The sequence below is a fragment of the Pseudomonas sp. MPB23 genome, assembly GCF_046605395.1.
Classification (GTDB): domain Bacteria; phylum Pseudomonadota; class Gammaproteobacteria; order Pseudomonadales; family Pseudomonadaceae; genus Aquipseudomonas.
In genome coordinates this window covers 3,146,281-3,169,071 of record NZ_CP176771.1, presented here as the reverse complement: position 1 = coordinate 3,169,071, position 22,791 = coordinate 3,146,281, and the positions used below count along the sequence as shown (strand labels likewise).

The following is a 22,791-nucleotide window of genomic DNA, read 5'->3' as shown; positions in this document are numbered from 1 at the left end:
AATCATCATGAGTTCATTACCTAAAGTCGATACCGCCAGCTCGAGCGATCCGTATCTGCAGATCCAGTCAAAAACACCCGCCACTCGCCTGGAAAGCGAAGCCCAGGCCATTGATGCCGCCAAGCACCTGGCCAGCCAGTTCGCCCAAGAGACGATCCAGCGCGACCGTGAACGCCGGCTGCCATTCGCCGAACTGGACGCCTATTCACAAAGCGGCCTGTGGAGCATCGTCGTACCCAAGTCGTTCGGCGGTTTAGGGGCCAGTTACCGTACCGTGGCCGAAGTATTCAAGCTGATCGCGGCCGCCGATGCGTCGCTGGGGCAACTGCCTCAGAACCACTTTGTCATTCTCGTCCACATCGCGCTGGACGGCACCGAGGAGCAGAAGCGCTTTTTCTTCGACCTCGCGCTGTCCGGCACTCGCTTCGGCAATGCCTTCTCCGAACGTGGGGGGCGCAACGTTGCAGAGTTCCAGACGAAAATCAGCACAGAGGGCGACGACTTCATCGTCGAAGGGCAGAAGTTTTTCTCCACCGGGGCCTTGCTGGCGCACTGGATTCCTATCGTTGCGGTTAATGATGAAGGCTTGCCGCATCTGGCCATCGTCCCGCGCGAGACCTCAGGGCTCAAGGTCGTCAACGACTGGTCCAGCTTCGGCCTGCGCACCACCGCAAGCGGCACAGTGTTGATCGACAAAGTGCGCGTACCGGCCAGTCATGTCATCCCGATCTGGCGCGCATTTGCCAACCCTACCGCTGCAGGGCCCATCTCCCAATTCCTGCAGGCAGCCATCGACGCAGGCCTTGCCCGCAGCGCCCTGGAAGACGCGCTGAAATACGTGCGCAGCTTCACTCGGCCGTGGATTGACTCAGGCCTGGAAGCCGCCACACAAGACCCTTACATCCTGCAGCAGGTGGGCGATGTCCAAGTTCGGTTACGCGCCGCCGAAGCGGTGCTCGACCTTGCTGCCGACGCCATTGATCACGCCTTGCTTGAGCCTAGTGAAGACAGTGTTGCACAGGCATCCATCCTGACGGCCGAAGCCAAGATTCTCACCACGGAGGTGGCTATTCTTGCCAGCAACAAGTTGTTTGAACTAGCAGGCACTCGCGCCACATTAGAGGAATATGGCCTTGATCGTCATTGGCGTAACGCTCGAACCCATACCCTCCACGATCCCGTCCGTTGGAAGTTCCATGCGATAGGTAACTACGTGCTGAACAATATAAAGCCACCTCGTCATCCGTGGCTTTAATCCCAGAAAAAAGTGTAAATCCGGCCTGAAAAACACCCAGTATCCATAACAATGCCCGCATCGAAAGAGACGGGCATTTTTTAGGCATGAAAAAGCCCAACCTTTGCAGATTGGGCTAAGTCATTGAAAAATATGGTCGGGACGGAGTGATTCGAACACTCTACCCCTAGCACCCCATGCACGCAGTACACCTGCAAGCCATTGTTAACTAGCTGTTTTTATTGGCGCTCGCTGCAATCGACTGCCCACAAGAGCTTGCAAGTGCGTGAGAGAGTCACGCAAATGTCACGCCCCCTCCCCGGCGTCCTGCCGACCGAACACAATCCCCCTATTTCCCCAAACTGTCATACGCCTGCTCGCAGGTCACTCCCCGGCCGTGGCTTTGGTCAGCATATCCTGCCAGGTCGCCCGCTCGCTGGTCAGCACGCTTGAGCACGTCGGCAAGCACCATGACGGCGCGGGTAGCTGCCGCGCTTGCGGCGGCAGTGCAGGAATTGCTGCCGGCTTTACTGGCTGTGAGTCGAGCGGCAAGCTTGTCTGCTTGCCCGCGCAGGCTGTCAGCAGAAGCGCGAGCGACAACAGCATCAGCAGTCGCTTGGTCAATGAGCTGTTGTCCATCTTGAATCACCTTGTTGATTGCTTGTTGATGGGCTTGTTCTTTTGCGCGCTCAGCCGCCTCGTTCTGTTCCTTGGCCCGCGCATCGCGCGTATCGCGGGCGTTCCATTCGGCCTGCCAGTCGTCGTTGGTGACAGACACGCCGTGGTGGTACGCGCCATACAGTGCACCCAGGGCCAGGGCCAGCAGCAGCGCAGCGATATAAGGAAGTGCTTTCAGCAGGATCGCGTTCATGCTGCGGCCACTCCAATAGCGATGGCCTGCGTGCCAGTCTTGCCGGCGAACAGAGCAGCTTCAGCCGCACGACGACGCGTCAGGCCGCGCATAGGCTTGCCTGCTGCCCGGTTCCAGCGCGCGAACTGAGCAGCAGCGCCACTCATGTCACCAGCGTTCACCAGCTTCAGCAGTGTCGAACCTTCAAAGTTACCGGCGCCCAGGTTGTACACGAAGTCGACCAGCGCATCGAACTGGCCCTGGGTTACGGTTTTGGTGACAGAGCACGAAACCGCAAGCTCACGCTCCGCAAGGTCAGCAAGCAACTGCGCATCAGCCTTCGCCTGGTTCCATACTAGGCCTGGAATAACTTCTGGTCCTGTGTGCCCCCAGCCGATAGTCCACGGCGCGCCACCGGTGGCTGGGTCTGGGTACGCACTGAGCGAGCAGCTCTCGAAATGCTTCAGTACAGCGATGCCGTTCTGTGATGTGCGCATGTCAGATCGCCTTGTAGAAGTTGATTTTCGTTGTCATGCCTACAGGCTCGCCATCGGTGCCTGCATCGTCCGGCTGCACCTTGAAGCCCAGGCGGATCACAAAGGCCCGCGTCTCGCTCCACTGGTGAACAAGGTAGAACCCATACCAATGCTTGCCGTCGTTCTCGGTAGTCACGAACTGCCAGCCAGCTTCGCCCGGATGGTCCCTGACGTTGAAGTCGCCGACATAGGTGATCGTGCTACCCTTGATCGGGGCCTGCCAGAGCTTGACGAATCGCATGTTGTTGACCGGGTTGCGCACCGCCGCCCACCACCACATCGCCATGAACGAATCAACAGGCCAGCCGAAAGGCGTGTTCTCAGCCCACCACCCGCGCCGGTCACCCAACAGGCCGTCGTAATCATTGCCGAACAGCCATACCCACTTCGGCAGGTTGACGATTGGCCTGCCGTCACTCTTGCTGATGTCATCAACCCGAAATGGAATTGCGATCGCCACAACAAACAATCCGATCAGGTCGACGACGATATTGCAGGCGAGCAGAAACACCCACTGGCATATCGCCTTGGTTATATTGAGCATTAGTTTTCTCCAGGCGTAAAAAAACCGCCCGGAGGCGGCTCAGTACTGTTTGGTTTATGGCGCCGGCAGAAGTAAGGCGGCTTCGATCGCTGCCAGGCGAGCAGCAACATTTCCCGGAAGCGTCTCAATGGTGATCTCTGCCATCGTGTCAGCGTTTTTCAGCTTGCCCTCGTGGTAAACCACCTGAAATGGAGGATCCGGGTATTTCACCCACTGATAGGTCCCGTCGGCGCTTGCAAACCACGCGCCGAACCTGTCAGGACTCACTTCTGGTGGCAAACCAATCATCATCACACTGCCTTCCTCCGGGACGTAATCGTCATCGAAGTACATACAAGAAATGAAGCTAGTGCCAATTACCCCGCGACATCTGAACGACTCGGTCATTTCGCTGATCCTCATGGTGGCTTAAGTCAAACAATTGGTACTGGTGGCTCCGGCCATTGCGGAGACTCGGGCCAGCCTGGCTGACTTTCGGTCTTGTTCACTGCCGAGCTATATTTCTTCCACAGTTTCAACAGAGCCAGGTCTTCGTCATTCGCTTCGTCAAGGTCTGCCGCGTATTGCAGCGGGTTGATGCGCAAAGTAGCGTAAGTTAGCAGGCGATCACGCTCAGTGCGCGCCGCTGCCAGCAACTGCTCAGCGGTCGGCGGTGCCTCAACTGTTTCAGGAAGTGGGTCGCCGTCCTTCACAAACCCCCATCCTTCAGGAACATCCGCCTCAGACTCAACGGGGCTCAGGTACTTAGGCTGGCCGCTAGGCCAGTATTCAACAGAGTGTCCAGCAGGCATGGCATGAATCCTCAAAAGTTAAAGGCTGTCTTCGTAACCGAGGCAGAACAATTTTTCATTGGTGCTAGTCCAATAAATATTTGGACCTTCAATAACGAAGTCGCCCGGTAGTTTTGAAGTTGCACCACCACTGCCGCCTATAAAGTATGTGCTTACGGGTGGAGGGTTCACGTTGTCATTATATGTGCCATAGCTGCTGTTTGGTGCGACACACGCTGCGCTGGCAGTTACCTGCACAAGCAAGACCTGAATCGTGCGCGCAGAATTTGGAACAAACGCGGCAAGAGGAACGGCAGTATTGGTTGCTCCGCCGGATGTCATCATACGGAGGGATGTGCTGTTAGAACTCGCTGCTACGCCCCATTGCACCCTGTCTCCAGTCTGGATAAATCGCAAAGGGTATTTGTTTGCCGTGCCGTCGGTCCTGAAAGATCCGCGCTTTGCCCACAAATCAAAACCGGCGGCCGGAGGGGTTGGCGCAAGTCCGGTTGTGTGGTTGTTATCTCCTGTTACGCGCTTAACTCCTGTGGCGGAGTTCTGCCACACATATACGTTGTACCAAGTACTAGCTGCAACTGCGCCTGTAGCCATCCCGTCAACTGTCGCCGAAGCCGTCGCAGCGGTATTCAGTGTAAGCGCGATGTTGTCGACTACTGTTGTGTCACCAGCAGTATTGGCAAGAATTACGCTATCGGCTGAACAAATGTAGCTGCTGGACAACCCATCAGCCGACGATTTCCAGTTCACCGCTTGGCCGCGAAGACTTTGACGACGCTGAACAGAGTTGGAAGGCAACTGGTCGAGTAGAACAAAATCTACGCCGTCGTAAATCACGTCAGAAACTTGATCGGCAAAGAAAGCCGCTGCAACCTTCGCCCCAGAGGCGTCGTATTGCATCAAAAACTTTGGGCCTTTTGCGGATACATTCAGCGTTGGATTCAACCCAGACGAAACACTGAACTTCACATGAAAGCGCAGTGGGGCCGTGTATGCAGGGATCGCAGGTGCGGGGGTCAAGGTCAAGGCTGTCGAGGTTCCGGCAGTGGTAAAAGCCGTAGACTTCTGATTTTGCGCAAACTTGTAGATGGCTTGAAGCACCTGATCCTGTGTGCCCTTCACTGGAGACACGCCCGCCGCGGCGAGCACGCTTATGAGCTCCTCCTGAACATCATTAAGAAAATCGTCAGTGACTACCGTCGCCTGGACTCCAGCGACAGGATCCCCTTCGGTGAATTTTCCGTCGGCCGTGGCGCCAGGCCCGTCAATTCTGTGCATGCGTCATTCTCCGTAGGCGAATAGCGCAATCGTATGCGCCGGTTTCAATTGATTAATTTTGCATTCGAGGGTGTCGTTACCCCATGTGCGCAGCCTCTCGCCCGCCGCAGAAACCCCTGCGCGGAACGAAATAACCGATGTTTCAGGAGCACGGATCAACCAGGTGAAAACCCAATCGCCGTTGGTAAGCGCATCGCCTGCGCGAGAGAGACCGACCCGAAACGGCCGGTACTCTTCGAGGGTTACCGTGTAACCGAGCACACCCGCCAACTCGATGAAGTACCCCGCCGACTGCCCGCCAGTGCTGGATAGTTTCGCCAACAGAGCGTTCTTCCGGCCTTGCAGCGTTTCTTCCAAAACACCTGAGCATTTGTCGGGGAGGCCTGCGACCCTTTCCCAGTCGCTCAGCATCTCGCTGGTGGTGGATGGGTTTGCCTCCATGGGCAGCGCCTCGCCGCGGTCATCCACCCGGGCCAACTCAATCGACATGCCATCAAGCAGGCTGTGAAGCGTGGTTCCAGATTCTCGCGGGAAAGCTTGTCCAGGAGGCAGCAGCGTTTTCAGCTGCTCCAGGTAGTCGGCAGCTGTCGGCATTACGCCTCCTTAAAAGCTGGAGAAGGTTATGGTGCCGGGCACTGCCATGTGTCCGGTGGCGTGCGCAACGTCCGCTGTCGGGTCCGTAATCTGGTTGTCCGCTTCACCAGCGGCGATAGACACAGCTTCGCGGAGTCGACTTATGTAGATTGGACTGCCCGGTTTCGAGTCGCGGACGATGAGGTCAGCGACTTCTGCTCGCACCGCGACCTGGACAGCGGCCGTGTTCGGCGATAGTTTCACCGCCAAATTGAGCGGGTCAGCCACAGGAGCCGCGACAAACACCTCGGCAGTCACCGGTCGACGGGCATCAATGTAGGCCTGAACCTCTGCGACCTTCGCCGCGTCCGGGATGATGTCGGCCTCCCCATCACAGACGAACAAGACCGTTACAGTCCCGGCGCCCATCTGAAGTGGGTAAACCCATACCCGGGTGACGCCTGGCACCTCAAGAGCCCAAAGTTCATAATCTGAGGCAGCACCGCCGTGTGGCGGCTGCCTGATACGCTTCAGTAGCCGACTGAGCAACTGGTCGTCCGTCTCGACATCAAGACCACCATCAATATCCGTGGCCGCAGAGCCGGTCGATTGAACGCCGGCTACTGGAGACAACAGAAAGAGTGGCGTTCCTGCCGGGGCATCGCCAGCGGCACCAGCCTCTACGGCGACAACAGTCGGCTGGAGCGTGATATCAGTGAAGACCGCATCAGCCAGGACGCGGTACTGCACGCCATCTTGCCGCTGTAGGATTGTCCCGGCCGGAAGCGTCGACCCGATTGCGCCGGAAAGCAGCCCGGCACCCGTCGAGTAATCAGCGGCCTTGCGAAAGACTTTCCAGATTGCTGCCCAGCGCTCGAGGTATTCCTTCTCGGCCGTGTCGATGATCGCCTGCTTGGCCGCCCACTCAAGGAAGCCGTAGAGCATGTGCACTGCGCCAGCCTCAGACCGGGCGAGGATCCCCAACAGCGAGCGGCGTAGCACTGCGCTTTGGACGCCGGTCACGCGGCCGCTGATGTCGGTAGTAACCCGGTCAATGAGCTCAGGCAAGGTTGGTCTAGCAAATGGCATCAGGCAGCCCTCTTGCCGGCCTGCGCCGACCATTCATAGTTGTATCGGTAGCGAACGGCCGGGCCGGTCGGGCGATAGATATCGATAACGAGCAGCATCACGCCGCGCGAGTGATATGAAGCGGCGACCTCGATCGTCGTGGCCACCACGTCATCAATCATCCAGGCCAGGGCGTCTCGGCAATATTGCTCGGCGCGGCTCAACGTTTGCGGCAGTTCTTTTTCCCTGGCCAGCAGCCAGAGCAACGAGCCCGTCTGGTCGGTCGCCGAGGCGTTTGTGATATCTCCCCAGTAGCCGCGTAAATCGTCCTGCTCATATTCGGGCGGGATCTGCTCGGCACTTGCGCGGCGATCAGTGAATAGGCTGATGATCACCGCAGTTTCAAGGCCGTCATCGCGCTCAAGGTCGAAACCAAAAAGCACCAAGTCCCCGCCGAACTCGGTCATTACCATTGCGGCGTCAGCCATTAAATGGGCGCTCCCGTGTTCGCAGGTCCAGACAACACGCCACCGTGCTGGTGAGTGCTGCCGATGTTCTTACCGTTGTTTGTAACGGTGCCGGTGGAATCAATATTCCCCTGGATTTTTACGTTACCGACCATCTCAATTTCGCCGATCAGCTTGATGGTCGGGGCCTCAACCTCTGCATGCTGAACGGCTGTGACCTTCACCATCTCCCTCAGCAGTTCGAACTTATTGCCCAGGTCGTCGTATATGGCGACCTCGCCCGCCTTCAGGGTGATGCGATAGCGCCTGTCATCAACTGCGAGAACAATCCCCTGCTCGCGGTTGCCCCCAATGAACGCTACCGCTACGTCTCCACCTGTTGCGTGGCTGGTGAATCCGTAGTTCTGCATGTGTTCGATATCGTCTCGCAGCTCGTCCTTGAGCAACTCCACCTGCAACTGCTGCCGTCCGTTCGTGTCGGTGACGCGGCGCACAACACCACGGGCAAACATCATCATCACGCGGTTGCTTAGATCGCGAAGTGGGTTACCCATCTTTTTTGTCCTCTTCCCCGATGGCTTCCGCCCAAATATTCCGACCGCCCTTTTTCCCTGCCTTGCCTTTCTTCGAATCGGGAGGCTCTGGCGAAAAGGCTTGCGGGCTGACGATGTCGAGCTTGGTAGTGGTACCGCCCTCCCCACGCTCGTAGGTGGCCTGCCGAATAATCATTTGCCCATCCATGCGCAACCATGGCGACCTGACCTGCACCAGCATTCCGGGCTCCCAGATTGGCCCACCCGGGCTTTGCCGCCAGCCCTGGACGGTTATGGAAGCGGAAGCTGATTTCCCCAGCCGGCTATTGGCCTCCCAGGTAGCTCGCTCTTGGGCGCTGCCGTTCGATCCACCGGACTCAGCGACGATCAGCATTGGTCGATAACGTTTGACTCCGCTGTCGCTTGCTCCACCCTCGACATGCGCCTCAGTGCCTCCATCACTGTTTGGGTTGTATCCAGCCTGCCCTTTAACCAGGTAATTGCGGAAACGCTGGCTGTGATCGATGCTTCCGGTGGCACTGAGGATGTTTTCGCCCTGAACCAGTCCAACGGTGGCCCGCTTGTTACCCGCCCGGGTGATTAATAGGCCGCCGGCACCATCCGTCGTCAGCAATAGGCGTCTTTGCTTGGCGTAACGCTCAATTGCTTCGAACGCTGTTTCGCCCTGCTGCAGTTTGCATATCGTGAATGGAGTGCCCACTGGGACATCCGCCGAAACGCCGACGCCGAATGGTTGAGCCAGGACCTGAGCGAAGCGCAATAGATCGATGTTCTTCCACTCGTCCGGCGTGTGCACGGCACTACAGTCGATCAGGTCCGATGTCCGGTCACGGCCTTGAATATTGATGGTGTGGTCATTCGCACTGAACGAAGGCTTGAAGATGTCGACATAGCCGACCACCATCGTTATCCCGCCGAGACGGACCTCACACTTATCGCCAGGGAGAATGGGCCAGGGCTCGACCTGAGCCCCCCTGCCCTCCTGCCCTTCCCAGCGCTCCGTCAGGGTCACAGTGAACGCGCCAGAGGAAGCATCAACAGCGCGCGTTACTCCAACCTGGGTCCATCCCGCGTAATTCATGCCGTTGACCAACAGCTCAAGGTCATCCATTTGCGAGAACCTCAAGCTGTTGGCCGCCAATCAGAAAGCCTGGGCGACGGGGGTCATTGCGCAACACGATTTCTTCCGCTCTACCGGCATCGCCATAGAGCTGGTATGCAACAACCAGAGATGGCAGCGTCTGTCTCGGTGAGAACTTCGAGAGCCTGGGCAAGTCCTGCTCGGGATCCGGAACGGCCTGAACCACGGCCGTCCTTAAATCGGTAACCGCGACATAAACCAGGTCGTTACTGGTCAACTCGCTCTCTTCATCCAACCTGTCGGAAAGCTCAGTGCGCACCGCAATGGCCGCCTCGTAGCTATCGTATTTGGTCGGTTCGGAGGTTGTTTTTGTGCCGCCGTTGGAAACATCCTCGGTTGCCTGCGTGACCACTGCGGCGACAGCTGCCTCAGAAATTGCGGCCTGACGAACGAGCGCGGAAACGGCGCTGGTATTCCTCACGACCTGCTGACGGCTCGGCGTAGCAGAAGAGGATGTATCGTCGGAGCCTGGGAAATACTGGCTGTAAAGACTCATCAGCATTCCGAACGCGCTGCTACCGAAGGCTGACCGGATGCTGCTGATCGCGTCAACGACCTGGCCAGCGAACTCGAACGGCGCCTGGATCAGATTGAACGCATCAGAGCCGATGCCTTTGACCTTGTCGTAGTAGTCGGATACTGCCTGTATGTCGCTTGAAACGATGAACTCAGGCGAGCTCAAAAAATCGCTCAACCCTTTTATCTGCGTAGTGGCCGCCTCGGCTACGAACGACGGGTAACCCTTGGTGAGGAAGTCGGCAACGAAGTTTTCCTTGCTGGCCTCGGTGACCTCGCCCGCCTTTGCGCTGATCGCATTGACGCTGTCGACCTTGGCAGACGGGTAAGACGCCTCGCCGGCCTCGAGGAAAGTCATCGAGAGCGTGCATTTACCCCCCTCGTCCGACGACTCGCTGACGGTGAGCCCCCGGCAGACGACAGTCAGCTCACCCCGGTACGGGTGAACCAACACACCAGGGCCCGCTTGTTCGCAGACCTTGATCAGCTCTTCACGGGCGACATCGTATTCCTTTCCCAGCAGGTAGCCGGTGATACTGAATTCACGAGACTTTCGGCCCAGGTCTTCGGTATAGGGAATATCGCGCTGGGCCGCCTCGTGTACTGCCTGGCGCCGACCGTGACTGCTGTCTGCCGTAGCCACAAAAAAGCCCACGCCGCGAAAGGTCGCGGCGCGGTAGTTGTCTCGCCAAGCCATAGGGAACTCCGGTTACGGGGCCATCATCGAGTAACCGATGTCGGTATCGAATGTCGCTCCCTGGCTGCCCTCGGTTTTCACCTTGGACCCTGCTGGGACATTGTTCAGGTCGACCTGCACCCTTACTGCTTGCTCCGGCGGGGCCAACTGCTGAACAGCGTCCCGGCCGATCTGCGCAGCGCGCCGGCCCAAGTCAGTATCAGCACCACCGGTGGCAGCCGACGGCGAGCCACCCTCAGCGCCGCCGCTGACCCCGGCACCATCAATGCCAAGCAACTTCTTAGCCCAATCGGGTAAGCCGTTCTTGATGGCGGCAACTGCCTCGGTGATCTTGCTGCCGAGGATTGCGCCCAGGTCCCAACCTGTCAGGTACTTGATCAGGCCGTTGAAGCCTTCCATCATCAAGGTGACTGGGTTGTATTCCTTCCACAGCTTCCAGATACCATTGATTATTCCGTCACTGAACGCCGCCTTGACGCCCGCCCACTTCTCTTCAAAGAACCCGACGATTTTGTCCCAGTTTTTGTAGATCAAATAAGCAGCTCCAGCAATCGCAGCAATAGCAACCAGGAACCACCCAACAGGCGTTGTCAGCAGTGCGATGCCGACCTTAACCAATGCAACGCTCAGGGTTGCAAGCGCGCCGATAAGAGGGCCAAAGATAATCGCTGCAACTGCGGCAAGGGCGACCTTGGCGCCACCGAACCTCTCGGAAAGCATCTTGATCTTTTCGGCAATTGGCTCGAACTCATCCTTTAGATCAACGAGAAAGTTTTTCACCTTCTCAATATTGGCTGGCAAATTATCGGCGAATGACTTCGCAAAAGCCTCGATCTGCGGCCGATACTTCACGATGGTTTCTATCAGTTGGGTTCCGAGCTTGTTCAGTTGAGGAACCAGAGCGCTGCCGATAGTGTTGCCAACGCCACTGAGCGCTGCGTGAATCGTGTCGAGCGTGTCGCCGAAGTCCTCTCCCTCACGAACAGCACTATCCGAAATGACAATGCCCAAGCGTTGGGCCTCGGCAGACATTTTACTTAAACCTTCGCTCCCCCCGCGGATCAGCGGGAGTAGCTCGGTGGCACTCTTGCCGAAGATCTTCACGGCCGCCTGAGCCTGCAGCGATGGGTCTTTGATCTTCGAGATTCGATCAACGAAGGTGTCGAACAAAGCATCGGAGCTTTTCAACTTCCCGGACGAATCCTTGATGTTGATGCCCAGACCTTTGAACATTTGAGAGAGCTCTTTCGATCCCGCCGTCGCGGCGCCGACATTGATTTGCATCTTCTGCAAGGCGCCGCCCAGGGTCTCGGCGGACGAACCTGTGAGCTTCGCTGCAAAGCTCAGTTCCTGGAATCGCTCACGACTGATGCCAGTGCGCTCGGCAGTGTCACCAATAGCGCCGGTCGCATCAGCGAAGCCCTGGAAAAACATGTTCAGCGCAGCGCCTGTGATGCCCAGCGTGGCCCCTAGCCCCAGTAGCTTCCGTGTGCTTGAAGCAACCGCGCTACCCACGCCACCAATCGCACCGCCGACGTTCTTCAGGCTGTTAGCGAAGATCGGCAAGCCAGTTCGGTCAAGCGCACCTACAATTCCGGCACTCGCCGCTTTGACCTTGCCGAAAATCCCACGCAGCGGCGCCGTGATCTTGTCCACGGCGGCGATGATGACGTTTAGGGAGTATCCTTTGTCTGCCATCCAACCCACTCCTCGGTGCGCTCAAGCCACCAGTTCAGTTCGTCGAAATCCATCTCCATGACTTCCGACGGCTGAACGCTCATAACTTTGACAACGACGGTTACGCCTCCTTCCCACCCCCGAGGTGCTTCAGCAAAAAATCCCGGGCCTCGCCGATGACGGCGGCTTGATCGTCCTCGCTCAGCTCGTCGAGCAATGCAGGAGGATGGCCAACCATCTTGGCGCCGAGGTCAATCAGCGTGGCGAAGTCCATGTCCGCGCCGCCGTTGCCCTTGCCGTCGGAGGTAATACGCAAAGCATGCCCACGCAGGTATTTCAGCTTGCGGGTCACGGTCAGCTCAGTGAACGTGTCCTTGCCGAACGTGATTTGCTCGGCGAGTTGAATCGTTTTTTCCTTTGCCATTACGAGATTTCCTCGGCAGAGATGCCTTCGAAGCGGCAAGCGATGTTGCCTTCTTCGGTGTTGCCGGTGCCCTCACCTGCGTACCAGGCCTCACTCAGGGTGATGACCTTGCCGTTGGCGAGTTCCAGCGTGATGGTTGCGTCATCGAGCGTGACCAGATCTTCAAGGCTCAGCTCGTTGCGATCGGTGATCTCACCCTCAATAAATGGAATCTGAGGGGTTTCCTTGTAGCCGTGGACAACGTCGGAGCCCACCACGCCTTCGCGCTTGGGCTTGCCGAGGTTGTAAGTGAAAGCGCCCTTGGCGAAGTAAATGTCGCCGTTGACTTTCAAGGCGATGAGTCCGCCAATACGGTTTTTTCCTGCCATGTTCTTTCTCCTGGCAATCGCCGTTACAGGCGGAACTGAATTTTGTTGGCGACGATTCGCAGCTGGTTGACCAGGTCAGGCGGGATCAGCAGATCCAGGCGATTTGGGTCGCTCTCGTTACGCTCGGCGATCAGGTTGGCCTTGAAGTCTTCCATGTTCTCCACCAGACCCAGACGCTCCCACTCACGGAACTTCGAGACCGCCTCGGCCTTCATCACCACCGGCGTTACCACTGGCTGCCCGACGCCGTAGCGCGTGCCATCGTTGGCAAGCTTGTGCCGCGGGTACTTGCGCAGGATGTAGTCGCGCCAGTCGTGGCGGATGTACATCAGGGTGAACAGCGTTTCGCTGTCCAGGTAGCTGATGTCAGTGCCGCCGGCGGTGTTGGTTTTGTAGGTGGTGATCAGGCGCTCAACAACCATGGTGCCGTCGTTGTTGACCTTGCTGGTCGCGATACCGTCGAACAACAACAGGTTCCGTTCCTGGTTGGTGAGCTTGTCCGCCGTGGCAGGCGCCAGGCACCAGGCGTACTGAAGATTCTGGATTGGCCGGGCCGGGTCGATGGCGGCGTAGAGAGCAGCGATCGCCATGGTCTCGGCGGCCTTCTCGTAGGTCGGCATCGGCTCGTCGTTGGCCATCATGATGACCAGGTGCTGACTGTTGTGGCTGTCGCCAAGGGTTCCGAGGGAGCCCTGAGTGCCGCGCGCTGCGGTAAAAGCGTGGGCCTCGATTTCTCGATCCCAGGCAAAGCGGCTGTTCAGTTCAGTCTTCACCGTCGCCAGGGTGGCTGCGTCGGTATATGCCAGCCCCCATACCTGGAACCACTCATCACCCAGAGCCGCCAACGCCGAACCCAGTTCTGGGTTTCCAGAGCCACCGGTGAAAGCGCTGATGGTGACCGCGACACCGGAAGGCAGTACCTGGCCGGTGTAGTAGTTCACGCGGGCGTTCAGGCTGTTGCCGGCCTCGCCTTTGTGGCGGCTGGTCAGCGTGACGGTGCCCGTAGCCGCCGTGGCCGTTACGGGCATGTCATCCGCGGCGGTGATAGCGGCGACTACAGATGCCGCGATCACGGTGGCGGTGTCGGCGCTGATCACGCCGACAGAGACGCGACGCCCGGCGATCATCAACTCAATGGTGCCTGATGCGGTGGCAGGGCCAGTGAACGCTAGCGTGGCAGCAGCAGCTACCCCTGCGGCATTGTCGACAACCGGGAGAACCTGCAGCTCGGTGTAGGTATCGATCGCCATCGCGGCGCGAACCATGCCCGCCAGCATCGAGCCCTTCCCGAACTGAGCGTCCGCTTGGGCTTGGCTGGTGATGCGGATCAGGGTATTGGCAGCGGCAGCGCCGCTGGCCAGCTTCTGACCAATCAGCAGCCGGCGGTAGCTGACTGGCTGAGGGCCGCGAACGGCCTTGCTGTTGTCGATCTCGCTGTAGACACCAGGCTTACGAAGCGCGCTGGCACCAGGAATCGTATCCATTCCGACGGTCATTGTTTTTCACCCTTGGTTTCGGCCGGCACTGCAGCCTCTTTGATGACGATGTCACCGGCCTTTTCCTTGCGGACCCAGTAACTGTTGAGTTCCACAGTCAAGCCTTCTGGCTTTATCTGCTCATAGGTGTCGGGGTGACGCACCAGGCGGCCCTCGGCCGGCTTCACGAGCACGCGCGTGGTCATGGGTTCAGGTCCTCGATGATGGTTATTGCGCGATCAGCCGGATTCGGCTGCGCGTTGCCCAGGCTGTATTCGGTCTTAACCGACTTCAGGTCAGGCAGGGTTTCGTTGAACAGGTCGTCAGGGTGGCGATCAAAATATTCAGCATCGAAGGTGAGACGGCACGCGCCCGTCAGGTGCTCCGACTGATCCAACAGAACCATGCGCGATCGCACGTACTGCAGGTCATTCACCGTATCGCCGAGCGTGTCGTCCATGAGTAGGAGACGCTCTACCTGGCGAGCCAGCGTATCGAGCGTATCGTCCAGCGCCTCGTTGCCTTCGGCGTGTATTTCCACCACCAGTTCGACGCGCCTCCTGTATTCCCTGGGCGCCTGGTTAAAGATCTCCGCCGATTCATCCATCGTGTATACGATGATCGCCGGCAACTCACTCTGCCAGCCGTTGGAAATGAGCGGCGCCACGCGGCTGGCATAGACGCTGCCCCCCGCATTCGTGGCACCAAGAAGCACCGCAACGGCCTGCTTGCGGATCAGTTCTCGTGGGTGAGCCATATTCAAACCTTGCGAAGGAACAGCGTCACGCCCGCCACGCCGTCCGCCTGCACGTCATGGATTTTGTACAAAACGCCCCGCGCCTGCACGCGATCCCGGTTCGTGGGATCATTTGGCAAGTCAATGACCCGAACCCCGAGGATGGGGTTGTTCGAGGACACCGGCGCGCCGGTCTCAGGATCGACGGTAACGTGGGCGCTATCGAACACGGCCTGCGCCAGCGGCACACCAGGCGCAACACCATCGGTCAGCCAGTACACAGCGCCCAATGGATCGAGCGCTGCTGTCGGCTCACTGAAGGTGCGGATCGAAACGCCGAGCATGCGCTGGGCCATTGAGGCCCAGCCCATTTACGCCACCGCCGACGGCGCGGATACGCCGTTCAGGCGGCAGGCGCCGGTGGCAGATGGGTTAGCGGCAACCTCAGTCGCCACACCCACCAACACCAGGCCGGTGGCCGACACGTTCGTCAGGGCACGGCTGGTGGTGTTCATGTAGATCGGGTCACCGATTGCCCATGCTTGGGCGCTGATTTTGTTCAGGCCGAACACGCCGTCGAGCTTGAGCACCACTGGTGCAGCAGCTGCTTCGGTAGTAGCCGCCACGCCGACAATCGAACCGACTTTGTAGATCTCGCCCGAAACAGTGCCGCCGGCTGGTGCTGGAACAGTCAGGCAGTCGCCGCGCTGGATGAAAGTCTTCATGCTAGGTCCCCTTTAGAGACAAGAACTGAAAAACAAAAAGGGCGCCACACGGCGCCCTTTTGGGTTTGGATCGAACAGCAGGCTTACGCGCCCGGGTTCTTGTAAGCGCCGCGGTAATCGATCCAGGCTGCGCCGAACACCAGGCGGGCTTTGATTTCCATGCCGTCGACTTCGAAGCCCTCGCGGGTTTCGGTGAACACACCCTGCTCACCTTCGAGGTAGGCGTATTCAAAGGTGTCGATGGAACCAGGTGCAGCGAACAGGTACCACTGGTTGCCGGTGATACGGGCATCGACGATTACAGTCAGCGAGGCGTTGCGCACATCGTTGATGTCGGCGTTCTTCGCTGGAACGTAGTTGGAGCTGGTGAACTGGTAAGCCTCCAGCTCTTTGTCCGGGCCGACCACCAGGTACTCAGGAGCCAGGTTGAGGAACTCGCCTGCCTTGCTCTTCTGCTTACGCATCGCTGCGCGGGCAGCCGCCAAGGTTGTGGTATTGATTGCCCCGCCGCTGGCCGCGAGGTTGGCGTGGCCCGCGTCGTAGAACGGAACACCGTCGGTAAAGGTAGGGTTGCCCAGCAGCAGGGCCCAGACCACGTTGGACTCGGTCGCCGCAGCAGCATTACCGAGTGCTGCCGGGATGCGGGTCAGCGCACCCAGGTCATCGTTCACGATGGTTTCCCACGTGATGGCGATGATCTTGCCGAACTTGGCGACTTTGATCGGGGCACCGTCTTCGGACAGCGTGCCGTACTTGTATTCGCCGTGTTCCTTGACCTGCTCGAGCGCCGCAATGTCGCCAAGGGCTGCGCGAGTTACAGCGCGGAAGTCTGGCACAGTGGTCGGACGGCCCAGCGGGCGCCAGGTTTGAGGGGCGTTGGTGTACGCATCACGCAGTGTGCGGTTCACAGTGCTGCCGAGCAGCAGCGGGAAGTCGCTGGTGCTGTGCATGCCTGCGGCGCGCACTGCTTGGCGATCACAGCCCAATGCTGCGCGGGCCAGTTCCTGCGGCGTCATGCCCCGCGCGTTACCGCCAGCCATCTCGACGAACTCACGAGCCATGTCCACCAGGCGCATGCCACGGAACTCACGACCAGCGTCTTCCAGCTTGACGGTGGCATCGCAGCGGTGCAGCAACGCGTTCTGCATGGCAGAACGTTTGGCGTTCAGGACGGTGACATCTTGGCCGCCATTCACGTTCGTAGGCTGGCTGTTGCGGGTGTTTGGCTGATCTTTATTCTGGCGCTCGGCCACGGCATCGATCAGCGCGGCGCTCGCATCGCTCACGGAAACCCCGCGGGCGATCAAGTCTTCGACGACGGCTTCGTCATCGAGACCAACCTTGCGGGCCATGGTGCGAATCGTCAGGCTGCGCTTACGCTCTTCTTCAGCCGATTCACGGCGAAGCTTCTCGTCGGCCGCGCGCTTCTCTTCTTCGGTCATTGCAACTTCCTCTTGGATAATAGGCACGGCGGCCGGTTCTACGATCGGCTCAACTGCCGACCGAACTTCAAAAATTGTGTGGAATCGTTGGCCTTCGTACTCGGCCGGGGTTTTGGCGCTGCGCACTTTTGCGCCGTCATCGAAACCGATCGGGACGAGAGACAGCTCCAAAGGCTCCCAATCGACAGCGCGGTAAGTGGGGAGCTTGTCGTCTTCCTCCTCCACAACTTCGTACCGGTGCACCGCATAGCCGACGCTGATGTTTCGAAGGATGCCGTCAACAACGTCCTTGAAGACCACGTCAGCGTCTTCACGCTTGCTGAACCGGACCAAAGCATGACCTTCGCCACCATCGAGCCAGGCTCGCTCTACCACTGCGAGTACCGCACTCAGCTGATACTGGTTGTGCGTATCGAGCAGTGGCGCGCCGTTGTTGAGCCGATCAAGGCGAACCGCACCTTCGCTGACATCAAGCTCTTCCATGTAGCTGCCGACATCCCATGACCAGCGCCGGCCTTTAGCGCCGGTCGTCCAGGTCAGCTCGACGGTTCGCGCGTCAATATCGACCGAGCCAGGACGCACGGCAGCACGCAGGCTGAGCATCGGCGTCTCATGTGTCTTGCGTGTCATCACCTGATTCGGAGTTGGCATCGTCTGGTTTCTCTTCGTTTGATGGTGGCTGACTCGGCGAACCTGCGGCCGCTACTCGGCGCGGGTCGCAGTCCAGCACCAGCCCGTACTCGTCGATCATGTCGTTTGCTTTCTTGATTTGTTCGGCGTGACGCTTAGGGTCAGTGATGCCAAGTTCGCGGAGTGCGTCGGGCCAGGTAGTCAGGCCGTTGCGCACGCGAGTGATGACGTTCTCTGTTTCCGCCTTCGGGTCGACCATGTCGCGGCGAGGCGGAACCCAATAGGCCTTCACGTCTTCGGTTACTCCACCAGGGAGAAGCACCTGCGCTTCCATAAACCAGCGCCAAACCTGATCGCACAGCTGAGGGATCAACATGCGCCACTGCCAAACGTCGACCCGCCGCGCGAAGTTCAACCACCCCATTCGACCGCTGGAGAAGTTGACGCCCTTTAGGTCACCGGTGAGCAGCTCATACGGAACGCCAAGACCCACAGCAATTGCGTGAAGTGCCTGCAATGAATAAGGCGCATAGCCGTTGAAGGTCGGCGGTGTACCGAAACTCACCTCCTCCCCCGTCGACAGTTCCTGAAGCATTCCAGGCTCCATGCGGTCAATCAGTGGCGGGCGTTTCGTGGTGCCATGAGGGCTGTTGTCTGGGTCTTTGGTTATGAATCCAGCGAAGCAGGCGGCTATCTTTGCCTGCTCCATCACCGCATCTTCCATTTCATCAAAGTTGCGCATGCGCTGAATTACCGGCGCCAGCCAGGTGTAGCCTCGTGCCTGCCCGGGTCTCTTCCGGAAGAACACATGAATCACGTCTTCCGCAGGGACCCGACGAGATTGGAGCGAACCCCAAGCAACGTTTGCGCCGGGGTGTTCATCAAACAACCAATAGGCGACTCGCTTACCAAGTGCGTCGAACTCGATCCCTTGAATAATGCGGTTGAGCCCAACTATGGCGGCCTTCGACTCGTCGAGAAAGTCGGCCTCGATTACCTGAAGCTGGACCGGAACCGGCAGACCATCGGAGCTGAACCGGCGCCGGCGGCGAATCAAGCACTCGCCACTTTCGGCGACTGCCTCCATGATCATGTGCTGCAGGCCGTAGAAATCCTCCAGCCCATCAGCATCGCAGGCGGTTGTCTCTGCCCACGCCTGCCAAAGGTCCATCAGCTTCACGCCGTCTCGATCACGCTTGGCCAACGGCAGCGGAACTATCCCCGCCCCGACCACGTTATCGGCAATACCGGTGATAGCGCGCTCGGCAAAAGGGTTGTTCCGGCGCTGGTCCCGCGCGCGGTTACGAAGCTTGGCCAACGCCGGCGCATTCTCGGCGTTGGCGTCAGTTCCGCTGGTACGCCATCCATCATTCCTCCGGCCGCTCGCCGCCCCCTCGAAGCGACGCTTGATCACGTCCATGGTCATTTCAGTGCGGAGCTTTTTAAGGCGCGCATCTGATCTTTTAGCGGCGTACCCAGGAAACAGGCTGTCGAGCATGCTCATGGGCAGTGTCCTTTCGAAAACGAGGTATAACGGCGACCGCCGTCGTTACATGCATTCAGCCCCAGCTCGGTTGCCATCAGCTTGAGGATCCGGATCATCTCGTCGAGTGACCTGTAGGTAACGCTTTTGTCGGCGTAGCGGACGGACAGCGCGCCTTCGGCGATGGCCGCCTGCAAGGCCTGGTACTGCTCGATTGTGAAAGCCATAAGTCTCGCTACCAGAATGTGGATTTCTTCCGCGGCCGCTCTTCCGTGTCTGGTTCATTGCCGCCAGTGACAGCAGCAACCAGAAGATCGAGATCAAGCCCGAACCGTTGCTGGCAGATGCGCAGGGCGGCGAGCGCGTAAACGAAGCAGTCAAGGGCTTCGTTTCGTCGGCCACCGCTGTCCCAGCGCATCACGCGCTTGCCTTTGGATATGGCTGCCTTTTTCTTTTCTGAGGTGAGTTGCTTGACCTCCGACTCATCGCAGATCGTGTCATTTGCCGGAAGGTGAACAACGCCTGGCTGAGACACGCCTGCCTGTGAGGCAGCCGTATCGACAGGAAGCACCATGCGGCTGTACAGCAACTCTTTGGCGTTGTCGGTGCCCACCTCGGTGAGGAAGACCTTGTGCACCTTGTTCTTCGTGCGAGGGAAGTTCGCGATCGGCTTGCCGTAGATGGTCGCACCACGGATTGGCACGACCCAGTGCACGCCATGCTTACGGCTTTCGGCGTACACCTCGTCGGCATAGTGGCCGCCGGCGTCCCACGTCCAGCGCTCAACCTTCATGACCGTGCCGTCAACCCGGGTGAATTGTCGGTGCAACTCGAGCCCCACCTTGCGGCGAAGCTCTTCGCTGGCCGGATCGCCCATCAGAATGAAACGATGGACCAGCCATGCCTCCTCGCCTGGGCCGAACGCCCAGACACGCCCCTCGAAACGGTCGTCCTGGGTATCGATGCCACCAACAAGAACAAGCCCAAGGGCCGGAACCTGCGGATAGACTTCGCGGCGCCCGTACAGAACTTCGGAGTCGAGCTTCTCGCCCTGGTCGTCGTCCCACGTTTCGCCGCGCGTGGTGTTCATGAAGGTGATCAGCTTTGAGACATCGCCTTTCACCTTCAGCCACTCTTCCGCAAGGCTGAGCCAGGTACTCCAGGTGCTGTAAATCGCCCAGATGCTGAAGCTGACAGAACGCGGGGTGCGCATAATTTCGCCGTCAACCCCAAACCAGTCCATTCCGTCACGGGTCCAGATGCCGGTGTGCTCGCAGATCCAGCGACCGGTCTTCGACGCCTCGACCATCTCGTTGTGCCAGATTACGCAGGCTGCGTGCTCGCACAAGTACCAAGCTTTTTCCGCCTCGCCGAGTGCGTTCTTTTCCCACTTCAGGCCGAATTCGCAATCCTTGCCGCCCCACTTGAGCGTCTGCTCTTGGTGGCAGTGCGGGCAGTCGATGTGAAACTTCAGCAGGTATGGAGACTCCTCGACCGCCTTGGTGATCTGGCAGGAGCCGACACGCTTTGGCGTTGAGCCACGAATCGACTTAGGGTAGATCGCACCATTGAGGCGCTTGTCACCCAGGGTGATCGGCGAGCCCTCACCTTCGACGCTCTCGTCGAAGTTGGACAACTCGTCGTAGATCACCTCGTCGGCTGACTTCTCGCGGTAGTTGCGCGAAGCCTTGCCGCCGCGGATCCAGAGCGTGCGGCGGTTGGCGAATATCTTCTGGTCGAGTGTGTTATCGCTGTGCTTGCGCCCGAACCATGGGGCCAGGTCGCCCACCGCCGGCACGTCACGGATCATGCCGTTAACGTGGCTCTTGCTGATGTCCTCGGCGTCTGGGTCCGTCGGACTCCACATCATCACGTTGCGGCGCTTGTGCTGAATCTTGTAGCCGATGTTCGCCATCAACAACTTGGTGTAACCGATCCGCGCCGACTTGATGAAGTTGACGACGTTGATCAGGTCATTGCCCATGCTGTTCAGGATCGCAACCTGGAACGGCTCGGTCGTCCACTTGCCCTCGTTGTAGGAGGACTCAGCCGACATGTAAAAATTCTTGTCCGCCCACTCGACGGCGGTTTGCGGTGGTTCTTTGTAGAGCGCCTGGAGTCCTAGCTTGATCGACTTGCGCAGATCATTCAGCCACGGACTCAGCGTACTCATCTAATAATTCCGGAAGTTGCTCGCCAAAGCTGGCGGCAATATTTCGAGCAAGCGCAATCTCCCGCTCGACCGACTCGATGATGCGAGGGTCAACCTCCGGGTGGCGTCGAGTGACGGTCTTGCCGACGGTGTCCAGTTTCGAGCCGATCTGAGCGGCGATTTTTGCCAGGGCAAATGTGGCGAATGGAACGGGGACGAGCTGCTTGTCCAGCACCAGGTTCTTCTTCTCCTGGGCAATGCGCTGAGCGGCAGTGAGGCCGCGGCGCTCTTCGAGCAGCTTGTATTCGATCAGCGGATCGAGACCTTCGGTTCCATCCCCCGCCGGTTGTTGTTTCCGCTGCGCATGTTCAACGCGGTTTTCCACCACGTTCTGCACGGTGTAGAACGCCTCTCGACCGATGCGTGCGACAGGCGCAACTCCCCATTTGTCAAAGGCTTGCGGGGAAATCCCGAGGCTCGACGCCATCTCGGATTTGTTCAACCACCCGCGCTGTTTGGTTGTTTCGTTTTTGGCCATGATTAAACAACAACCAACCGTGGGAAAAAGGTCATACATATTTGGCGCGCGGGGCCCGAATTACCCGCATGGGGCTGGGGGCCGGGGAAGGACCCAAAGGGGGGGGGTACGCACCAGCTTGGTGCTATCCTCCTACCGCATTCGAGAACCACTATCGTTTGGTGGCGAGCGCCGCGTCCATCGCGCTCTGGAACTCGCGCACACGGTTCGCCTTCACGATGTTGTCGGCGATCTTGAAGAACGGAAGGATGACTTGGTAGCCAGGCTCACCATCACTGAAGATGAACACCGGTCTGACTGCATCGCCCCACGCCGTCTTCTTCCGCTCCCATACACCCTGGGTACCGTCGACTTCGCCGGCGAAATACTTTTGGGCATTGCCCTTGCGCTTACTTCGCTTGCTGCCCGTGGCATTGGCCTGCACACCACTGACAGTCTCTGCCGCACCAAGGCCCGACAGGATCTTCATGATCGTGCCGCGAGGAACGTTACCGAACTGATTGAGCGCTGATGCCGCCGGCAGTGCGTACTGCCCTGGCTTCATGATCCCTTTAGCGATCAGTGCTTTCTCGAAACGCTTATGAGGCCGGCGACCACCCTTCACTGCCTGCTGCAGGTATGTGTCAGCGGGAACACCAGATGTCCACGCGTCCTTGAAGAACGTGCGGGCTTCCGGCTTACCCTTCGTGGCGGGTTTCACATAAAGGCTATTCAGGGTCGTTGTTGTGGGCCGATCAATGCGCGCCTTCAATACCGACAACTCACCTTTCTTCACCAGCACAGCCAGGCGGGTCGCCATCAGCGCAAGGGCGAATGGCAGTTGTTTTTCACCAACCGTTCGCAGTGCCTTAGAAAGCTCCTCGATATTGGTTCGAGCATTGATCTGGAACATCTG

The 22,791-nt window shown here is 58.8% G+C and carries 27 protein-coding genes; 1 reads left to right on the top strand and 26 read right to left on the bottom strand.

The window, feature by feature from the left end:
* The first annotated feature begins 7 nt into the window (after positions 1 to 7).
* On the top strand, positions 8 to 1,255 hold the full coding sequence (locus tag ACLH0J_RS14800) for an SfnB family sulfur acquisition oxidoreductase (protein ID WP_411392557.1): 1,248 nt from the start codon (positions 8 to 10) through the stop codon (positions 1,253 to 1,255).
* Positions 1,256 to 1,583: 328 nt separating this feature from the next.
* Here ACLH0J_RS14800 and ACLH0J_RS14795 read toward each other — a convergent pair whose 3' ends face one another.
* The 26 genes from ACLH0J_RS14795 to ACLH0J_RS14670 form a co-directional block, all read right to left on the bottom strand.
* Positions 1,584 to 2,105, bottom strand: a complete 522-nt coding sequence (locus ACLH0J_RS14795) for a DUF2514 family protein (protein ID WP_411392556.1) — start codon at positions 2,103 to 2,105, stop codon at positions 1,584 to 1,586.
* Positions 2,102 to 2,581 (bottom strand): lysozyme, encoded by a 480-nt coding sequence (locus ACLH0J_RS14790; RefSeq protein ID WP_411392555.1) that lies wholly within the window; start codon positions 2,579 to 2,581, stop codon positions 2,102 to 2,104. The genes ACLH0J_RS14795 and ACLH0J_RS14790 overlap by 4 nt, the downstream gene beginning before the upstream one ends.
* 1 nt (position 2,582) lies before the next feature.
* Entirely contained in the window at positions 2,583 to 3,164 is a 582-nt protein-coding gene (locus ACLH0J_RS14785) for a hypothetical protein (RefSeq protein ID WP_411392554.1), read from the bottom strand.
* Positions 3,165 to 3,218: 54 nt separating this feature from the next.
* Entirely contained in the window at positions 3,219 to 3,551 is a 333-nt protein-coding gene (locus ACLH0J_RS14780; protein ID WP_411392553.1) for a hypothetical protein, read from the bottom strand.
* Positions 3,552 to 3,577: 26 nt separating this feature from the next.
* Complete coding sequence (locus tag ACLH0J_RS14775) at positions 3,578 to 3,955, bottom strand: tail fiber assembly protein (protein ID WP_411392552.1); 378 nt, start codon at positions 3,953 to 3,955, stop codon at positions 3,578 to 3,580.
* An 18-nt stretch (positions 3,956 to 3,973) separates the two neighbouring features.
* Positions 3,974 to 5,230 carry a hypothetical protein gene (locus tag ACLH0J_RS14770; protein ID WP_411392551.1) on the bottom strand — a complete coding sequence of 419 codons (1,257 nt, stop codon included), beginning with the start codon at positions 5,228 to 5,230 and terminating at the stop codon, positions 3,974 to 3,976.
* Between the two features lie 3 nt (positions 5,231 to 5,233).
* The gene (locus ACLH0J_RS14765; protein WP_411392550.1) at positions 5,234 to 5,824 is read right to left on the bottom strand and encodes a YmfQ family protein; all 591 of its coding nucleotides are present in this window, start codon (positions 5,822 to 5,824) and stop codon (positions 5,234 to 5,236) included.
* Between the two features lie 9 nt (positions 5,825 to 5,833).
* Positions 5,834 to 6,871 carry a baseplate J/gp47 family protein gene (locus ACLH0J_RS14760; RefSeq protein WP_411392549.1) on the bottom strand — a complete coding sequence of 346 codons (1,038 nt, stop codon included), beginning with the start codon at positions 6,869 to 6,871 and terminating at the stop codon, positions 5,834 to 5,836.
* A 20-nt stretch (positions 6,872 to 6,891) separates the two neighbouring features.
* Entirely contained in the window at positions 6,892 to 7,359 is a 468-nt protein-coding gene (locus ACLH0J_RS14755) for a phage GP46 family protein (RefSeq protein WP_224795844.1), read from the bottom strand.
* Entirely contained in the window at positions 7,359 to 7,892 is a 534-nt protein-coding gene (locus tag ACLH0J_RS14750; protein ID WP_411392548.1) for a phage baseplate assembly protein V, read from the bottom strand. Before ACLH0J_RS14750 ends, ACLH0J_RS14755 begins: the two co-directional genes overlap by 1 nt.
* Positions 7,885 to 9,003, bottom strand: coding sequence for a phage baseplate assembly protein (locus ACLH0J_RS14745; protein WP_411392547.1), 1,119 nt, complete (start codon positions 9,001 to 9,003; stop codon positions 7,885 to 7,887). The genes ACLH0J_RS14750 and ACLH0J_RS14745 overlap by 8 nt, the downstream gene beginning before the upstream one ends.
* A complete protein-coding gene (locus tag ACLH0J_RS14740; protein WP_411392546.1) occupies positions 8,996 to 10,246 on the bottom strand; it encodes a DNA circularization protein in 1,251 nt (416 codons plus the stop codon). Before ACLH0J_RS14740 ends, ACLH0J_RS14745 begins: the two co-directional genes overlap by 8 nt.
* Before the next feature lie 12 nt (positions 10,247 to 10,258).
* Positions 10,259 to 11,944, bottom strand: a complete 1,686-nt coding sequence (locus ACLH0J_RS14735) for a hypothetical protein (RefSeq protein WP_411392545.1) — start codon at positions 11,942 to 11,944, stop codon at positions 10,259 to 10,261.
* A gap of 100 nt (positions 11,945 to 12,044) precedes the next feature.
* Positions 12,045 to 12,347: a hypothetical protein gene (locus ACLH0J_RS14730; RefSeq protein ID WP_025858882.1), complete on the bottom strand. Its 303-nt coding sequence runs from the start codon at positions 12,345 to 12,347 to the stop codon at positions 12,045 to 12,047.
* Entirely contained in the window at positions 12,347 to 12,715 is a 369-nt protein-coding gene (locus ACLH0J_RS14725; RefSeq protein WP_033901755.1) for a phage tail tube protein, read from the bottom strand. The genes ACLH0J_RS14730 and ACLH0J_RS14725 overlap by 1 nt, the downstream gene beginning before the upstream one ends.
* Positions 12,716 to 12,738: 23 nt before the next feature.
* Positions 12,739 to 14,199, bottom strand: a complete 1,461-nt coding sequence (locus ACLH0J_RS14720; RefSeq protein ID WP_411392544.1) for a phage tail sheath subtilisin-like domain-containing protein — start codon at positions 14,197 to 14,199, stop codon at positions 12,739 to 12,741.
* 8 nt (positions 14,200 to 14,207) lie between these two features.
* Entirely contained in the window at positions 14,208 to 14,396 is a 189-nt protein-coding gene (locus ACLH0J_RS14715) for a DUF2635 domain-containing protein (protein ID WP_411392543.1), read from the bottom strand.
* Positions 14,393 to 14,947 (bottom strand): hypothetical protein, encoded by a 555-nt coding sequence (locus ACLH0J_RS14710; protein WP_411392542.1) that lies wholly within the window; start codon positions 14,945 to 14,947, stop codon positions 14,393 to 14,395. The genes ACLH0J_RS14715 and ACLH0J_RS14710 overlap by 4 nt, the downstream gene beginning before the upstream one ends.
* A 2-nt stretch (positions 14,948 to 14,949) precedes the next feature.
* Complete coding sequence (locus ACLH0J_RS14705; protein ID WP_411392541.1) at positions 14,950 to 15,282, bottom strand: hypothetical protein; 333 nt, start codon at positions 15,280 to 15,282, stop codon at positions 14,950 to 14,952.
* A 15-nt stretch (positions 15,283 to 15,297) separates the two neighbouring features.
* On the bottom strand, positions 15,298 to 15,651 hold the full coding sequence (locus ACLH0J_RS14700; RefSeq protein ID WP_411392540.1) for a DUF2190 family protein: 354 nt from the start codon (positions 15,649 to 15,651) through the stop codon (positions 15,298 to 15,300).
* A gap of 83 nt (positions 15,652 to 15,734) precedes the next feature.
* The gene (locus tag ACLH0J_RS14695; protein ID WP_258167339.1) at positions 15,735 to 17,723 is read right to left on the bottom strand and encodes a prohead protease/major capsid protein fusion protein; all 1,989 of its coding nucleotides are present in this window, start codon (positions 17,721 to 17,723) and stop codon (positions 15,735 to 15,737) included.
* On the bottom strand, positions 17,704 to 19,227 hold the full coding sequence (locus tag ACLH0J_RS14690; protein WP_411392539.1) for a phage portal protein: 1,524 nt from the start codon (positions 19,225 to 19,227) through the stop codon (positions 17,704 to 17,706). Before ACLH0J_RS14690 ends, ACLH0J_RS14695 begins: the two co-directional genes overlap by 20 nt.
* A complete protein-coding gene (locus tag ACLH0J_RS14685; RefSeq protein WP_154845502.1) occupies positions 19,224 to 19,433 on the bottom strand; it encodes a phage head-tail joining protein in 210 nt (69 codons plus the stop codon). Before ACLH0J_RS14685 ends, ACLH0J_RS14690 begins: the two co-directional genes overlap by 4 nt.
* A gap of 8 nt (positions 19,434 to 19,441) precedes the next feature.
* Positions 19,442 to 21,379: a terminase gpA endonuclease subunit gene (locus ACLH0J_RS14680; RefSeq protein ID WP_122774157.1), complete on the bottom strand. Its 1,938-nt coding sequence runs from the start codon at positions 21,377 to 21,379 to the stop codon at positions 19,442 to 19,444.
* Complete coding sequence (locus ACLH0J_RS14675) at positions 21,351 to 21,896, bottom strand: terminase small subunit (protein WP_033901762.1); 546 nt, start codon at positions 21,894 to 21,896, stop codon at positions 21,351 to 21,353. Before ACLH0J_RS14675 ends, ACLH0J_RS14680 begins: the two co-directional genes overlap by 29 nt.
* A 151-nt stretch (positions 21,897 to 22,047) precedes the next feature.
* Positions 22,048 to 22,788 carry a hypothetical protein gene (locus ACLH0J_RS14670; protein WP_411392538.1) on the bottom strand — a complete coding sequence of 247 codons (741 nt, stop codon included), beginning with the start codon at positions 22,786 to 22,788 and terminating at the stop codon, positions 22,048 to 22,050.
* Positions 22,789 to 22,791: the final 3 nt, after the last annotated feature.

Bases quoted from the DNA above. Each gene is read 5' to 3' on its own strand.
- ACLH0J_RS14690 (WP_411392539.1), bottom strand. From the start codon at position 19,227: ATGAGCATGCTCGACAGCCTGTTTCCTGGGTACGCCGCTAAAAGATCA.
- ACLH0J_RS14780 (WP_411392553.1), bottom strand. From the start codon at position 3,551: ATGACCGAGTCGTTCAGATGTCGCGGGGTAATTGGCACTAGCTTCATT.
- ACLH0J_RS14770 (WP_411392551.1), bottom strand. From the start codon at position 5,230: ATGCACAGAATTGACGGGCCTGGCGCCACGGCCGACGGAAAATTCACC.
- ACLH0J_RS14735 (WP_411392545.1), bottom strand. From the start codon at position 11,944: ATGGCAGACAAAGGATACTCCCTAAACGTCATCATCGCCGCCGTGGAC.
- ACLH0J_RS14740 (WP_411392546.1), bottom strand. From the start codon at position 10,246: ATGGCTTGGCGAGACAACTACCGCGCCGCGACCTTTCGCGGCGTGGGC.
- ACLH0J_RS14685 (WP_154845502.1), bottom strand. From the start codon at position 19,433: ATGGCTTTCACAATCGAGCAGTACCAGGCCTTGCAGGCGGCCATCGCC.
- ACLH0J_RS14745 (WP_411392547.1), bottom strand. From the start codon at position 9,003: ATGGATGACCTTGAGCTGTTGGTCAACGGCATGAATTACGCGGGATGG.
- ACLH0J_RS14700 (WP_411392540.1), bottom strand. From the start codon at position 15,651: ATGAAGACTTTCATCCAGCGCGGCGACTGCCTGACTGTTCCAGCACCA.
- ACLH0J_RS14750 (WP_411392548.1), bottom strand. From the start codon at position 7,892: ATGGGTAACCCACTTCGCGATCTAAGCAACCGCGTGATGATGATGTTT.
- ACLH0J_RS14715 (WP_411392543.1), bottom strand. From the start codon at position 14,396: ATGACCACGCGCGTGCTCGTGAAGCCGGCCGAGGGCCGCCTGGTGCGT.
- ACLH0J_RS14785 (WP_411392554.1), bottom strand. From the start codon at position 3,164: ATGCTCAATATAACCAAGGCGATATGCCAGTGGGTGTTTCTGCTCGCC.
- ACLH0J_RS14725 (WP_033901755.1), bottom strand. From the start codon at position 12,715: ATGGCAGGAAAAAACCGTATTGGCGGACTCATCGCCTTGAAAGTCAAC.
- ACLH0J_RS14680 (WP_122774157.1), bottom strand. From the start codon at position 21,379: ATGAGTACGCTGAGTCCGTGGCTGAATGATCTGCGCAAGTCGATCAAG.
- ACLH0J_RS14775 (WP_411392552.1), bottom strand. From the start codon at position 3,955: ATGCCTGCTGGACACTCTGTTGAATACTGGCCTAGCGGCCAGCCTAAG.
- ACLH0J_RS14795 (WP_411392556.1), bottom strand. From the start codon at position 2,105: ATGAACGCGATCCTGCTGAAAGCACTTCCTTATATCGCTGCGCTGCTG.
- ACLH0J_RS14790 (WP_411392555.1), bottom strand. From the start codon at position 2,581: ATGCGCACATCACAGAACGGCATCGCTGTACTGAAGCATTTCGAGAGC.
- ACLH0J_RS14720 (WP_411392544.1), bottom strand. From the start codon at position 14,199: ATGGATACGATTCCTGGTGCCAGCGCGCTTCGTAAGCCTGGTGTCTAC.
- ACLH0J_RS14755 (WP_224795844.1), bottom strand. From the start codon at position 7,359: ATGGCTGACGCCGCAATGGTAATGACCGAGTTCGGCGGGGACTTGGTG.
- ACLH0J_RS14675 (WP_033901762.1), bottom strand. From the start codon at position 21,896: ATGGCCAAAAACGAAACAACCAAACAGCGCGGGTGGTTGAACAAATCC.
- ACLH0J_RS14765 (WP_411392550.1), bottom strand. From the start codon at position 5,824: ATGCCGACAGCTGCCGACTACCTGGAGCAGCTGAAAACGCTGCTGCCT.
- ACLH0J_RS14695 (WP_258167339.1), bottom strand. From the start codon at position 17,723: ATGACACGCAAGACACATGAGACGCCGATGCTCAGCCTGCGTGCTGCC.
- ACLH0J_RS14730 (WP_025858882.1), bottom strand. From the start codon at position 12,347: ATGGCAAAGGAAAAAACGATTCAACTCGCCGAGCAAATCACGTTCGGC.
- ACLH0J_RS14670 (WP_411392538.1), bottom strand. From the start codon at position 22,788: ATGTTCCAGATCAATGCTCGAACCAATATCGAGGAGCTTTCTAAGGCA.
- ACLH0J_RS14710 (WP_411392542.1), bottom strand. From the start codon at position 14,947: ATGGCTCACCCACGAGAACTGATCCGCAAGCAGGCCGTTGCGGTGCTT.
- ACLH0J_RS14800 (WP_411392557.1), top strand. From the start codon at position 8: ATGAGTTCATTACCTAAAGTCGATACCGCCAGCTCGAGCGATCCGTAT.
- ACLH0J_RS14705 (WP_411392541.1), bottom strand. From the start codon at position 15,282: ATGGCCCAGCGCATGCTCGGCGTTTCGATCCGCACCTTCAGTGAGCCG.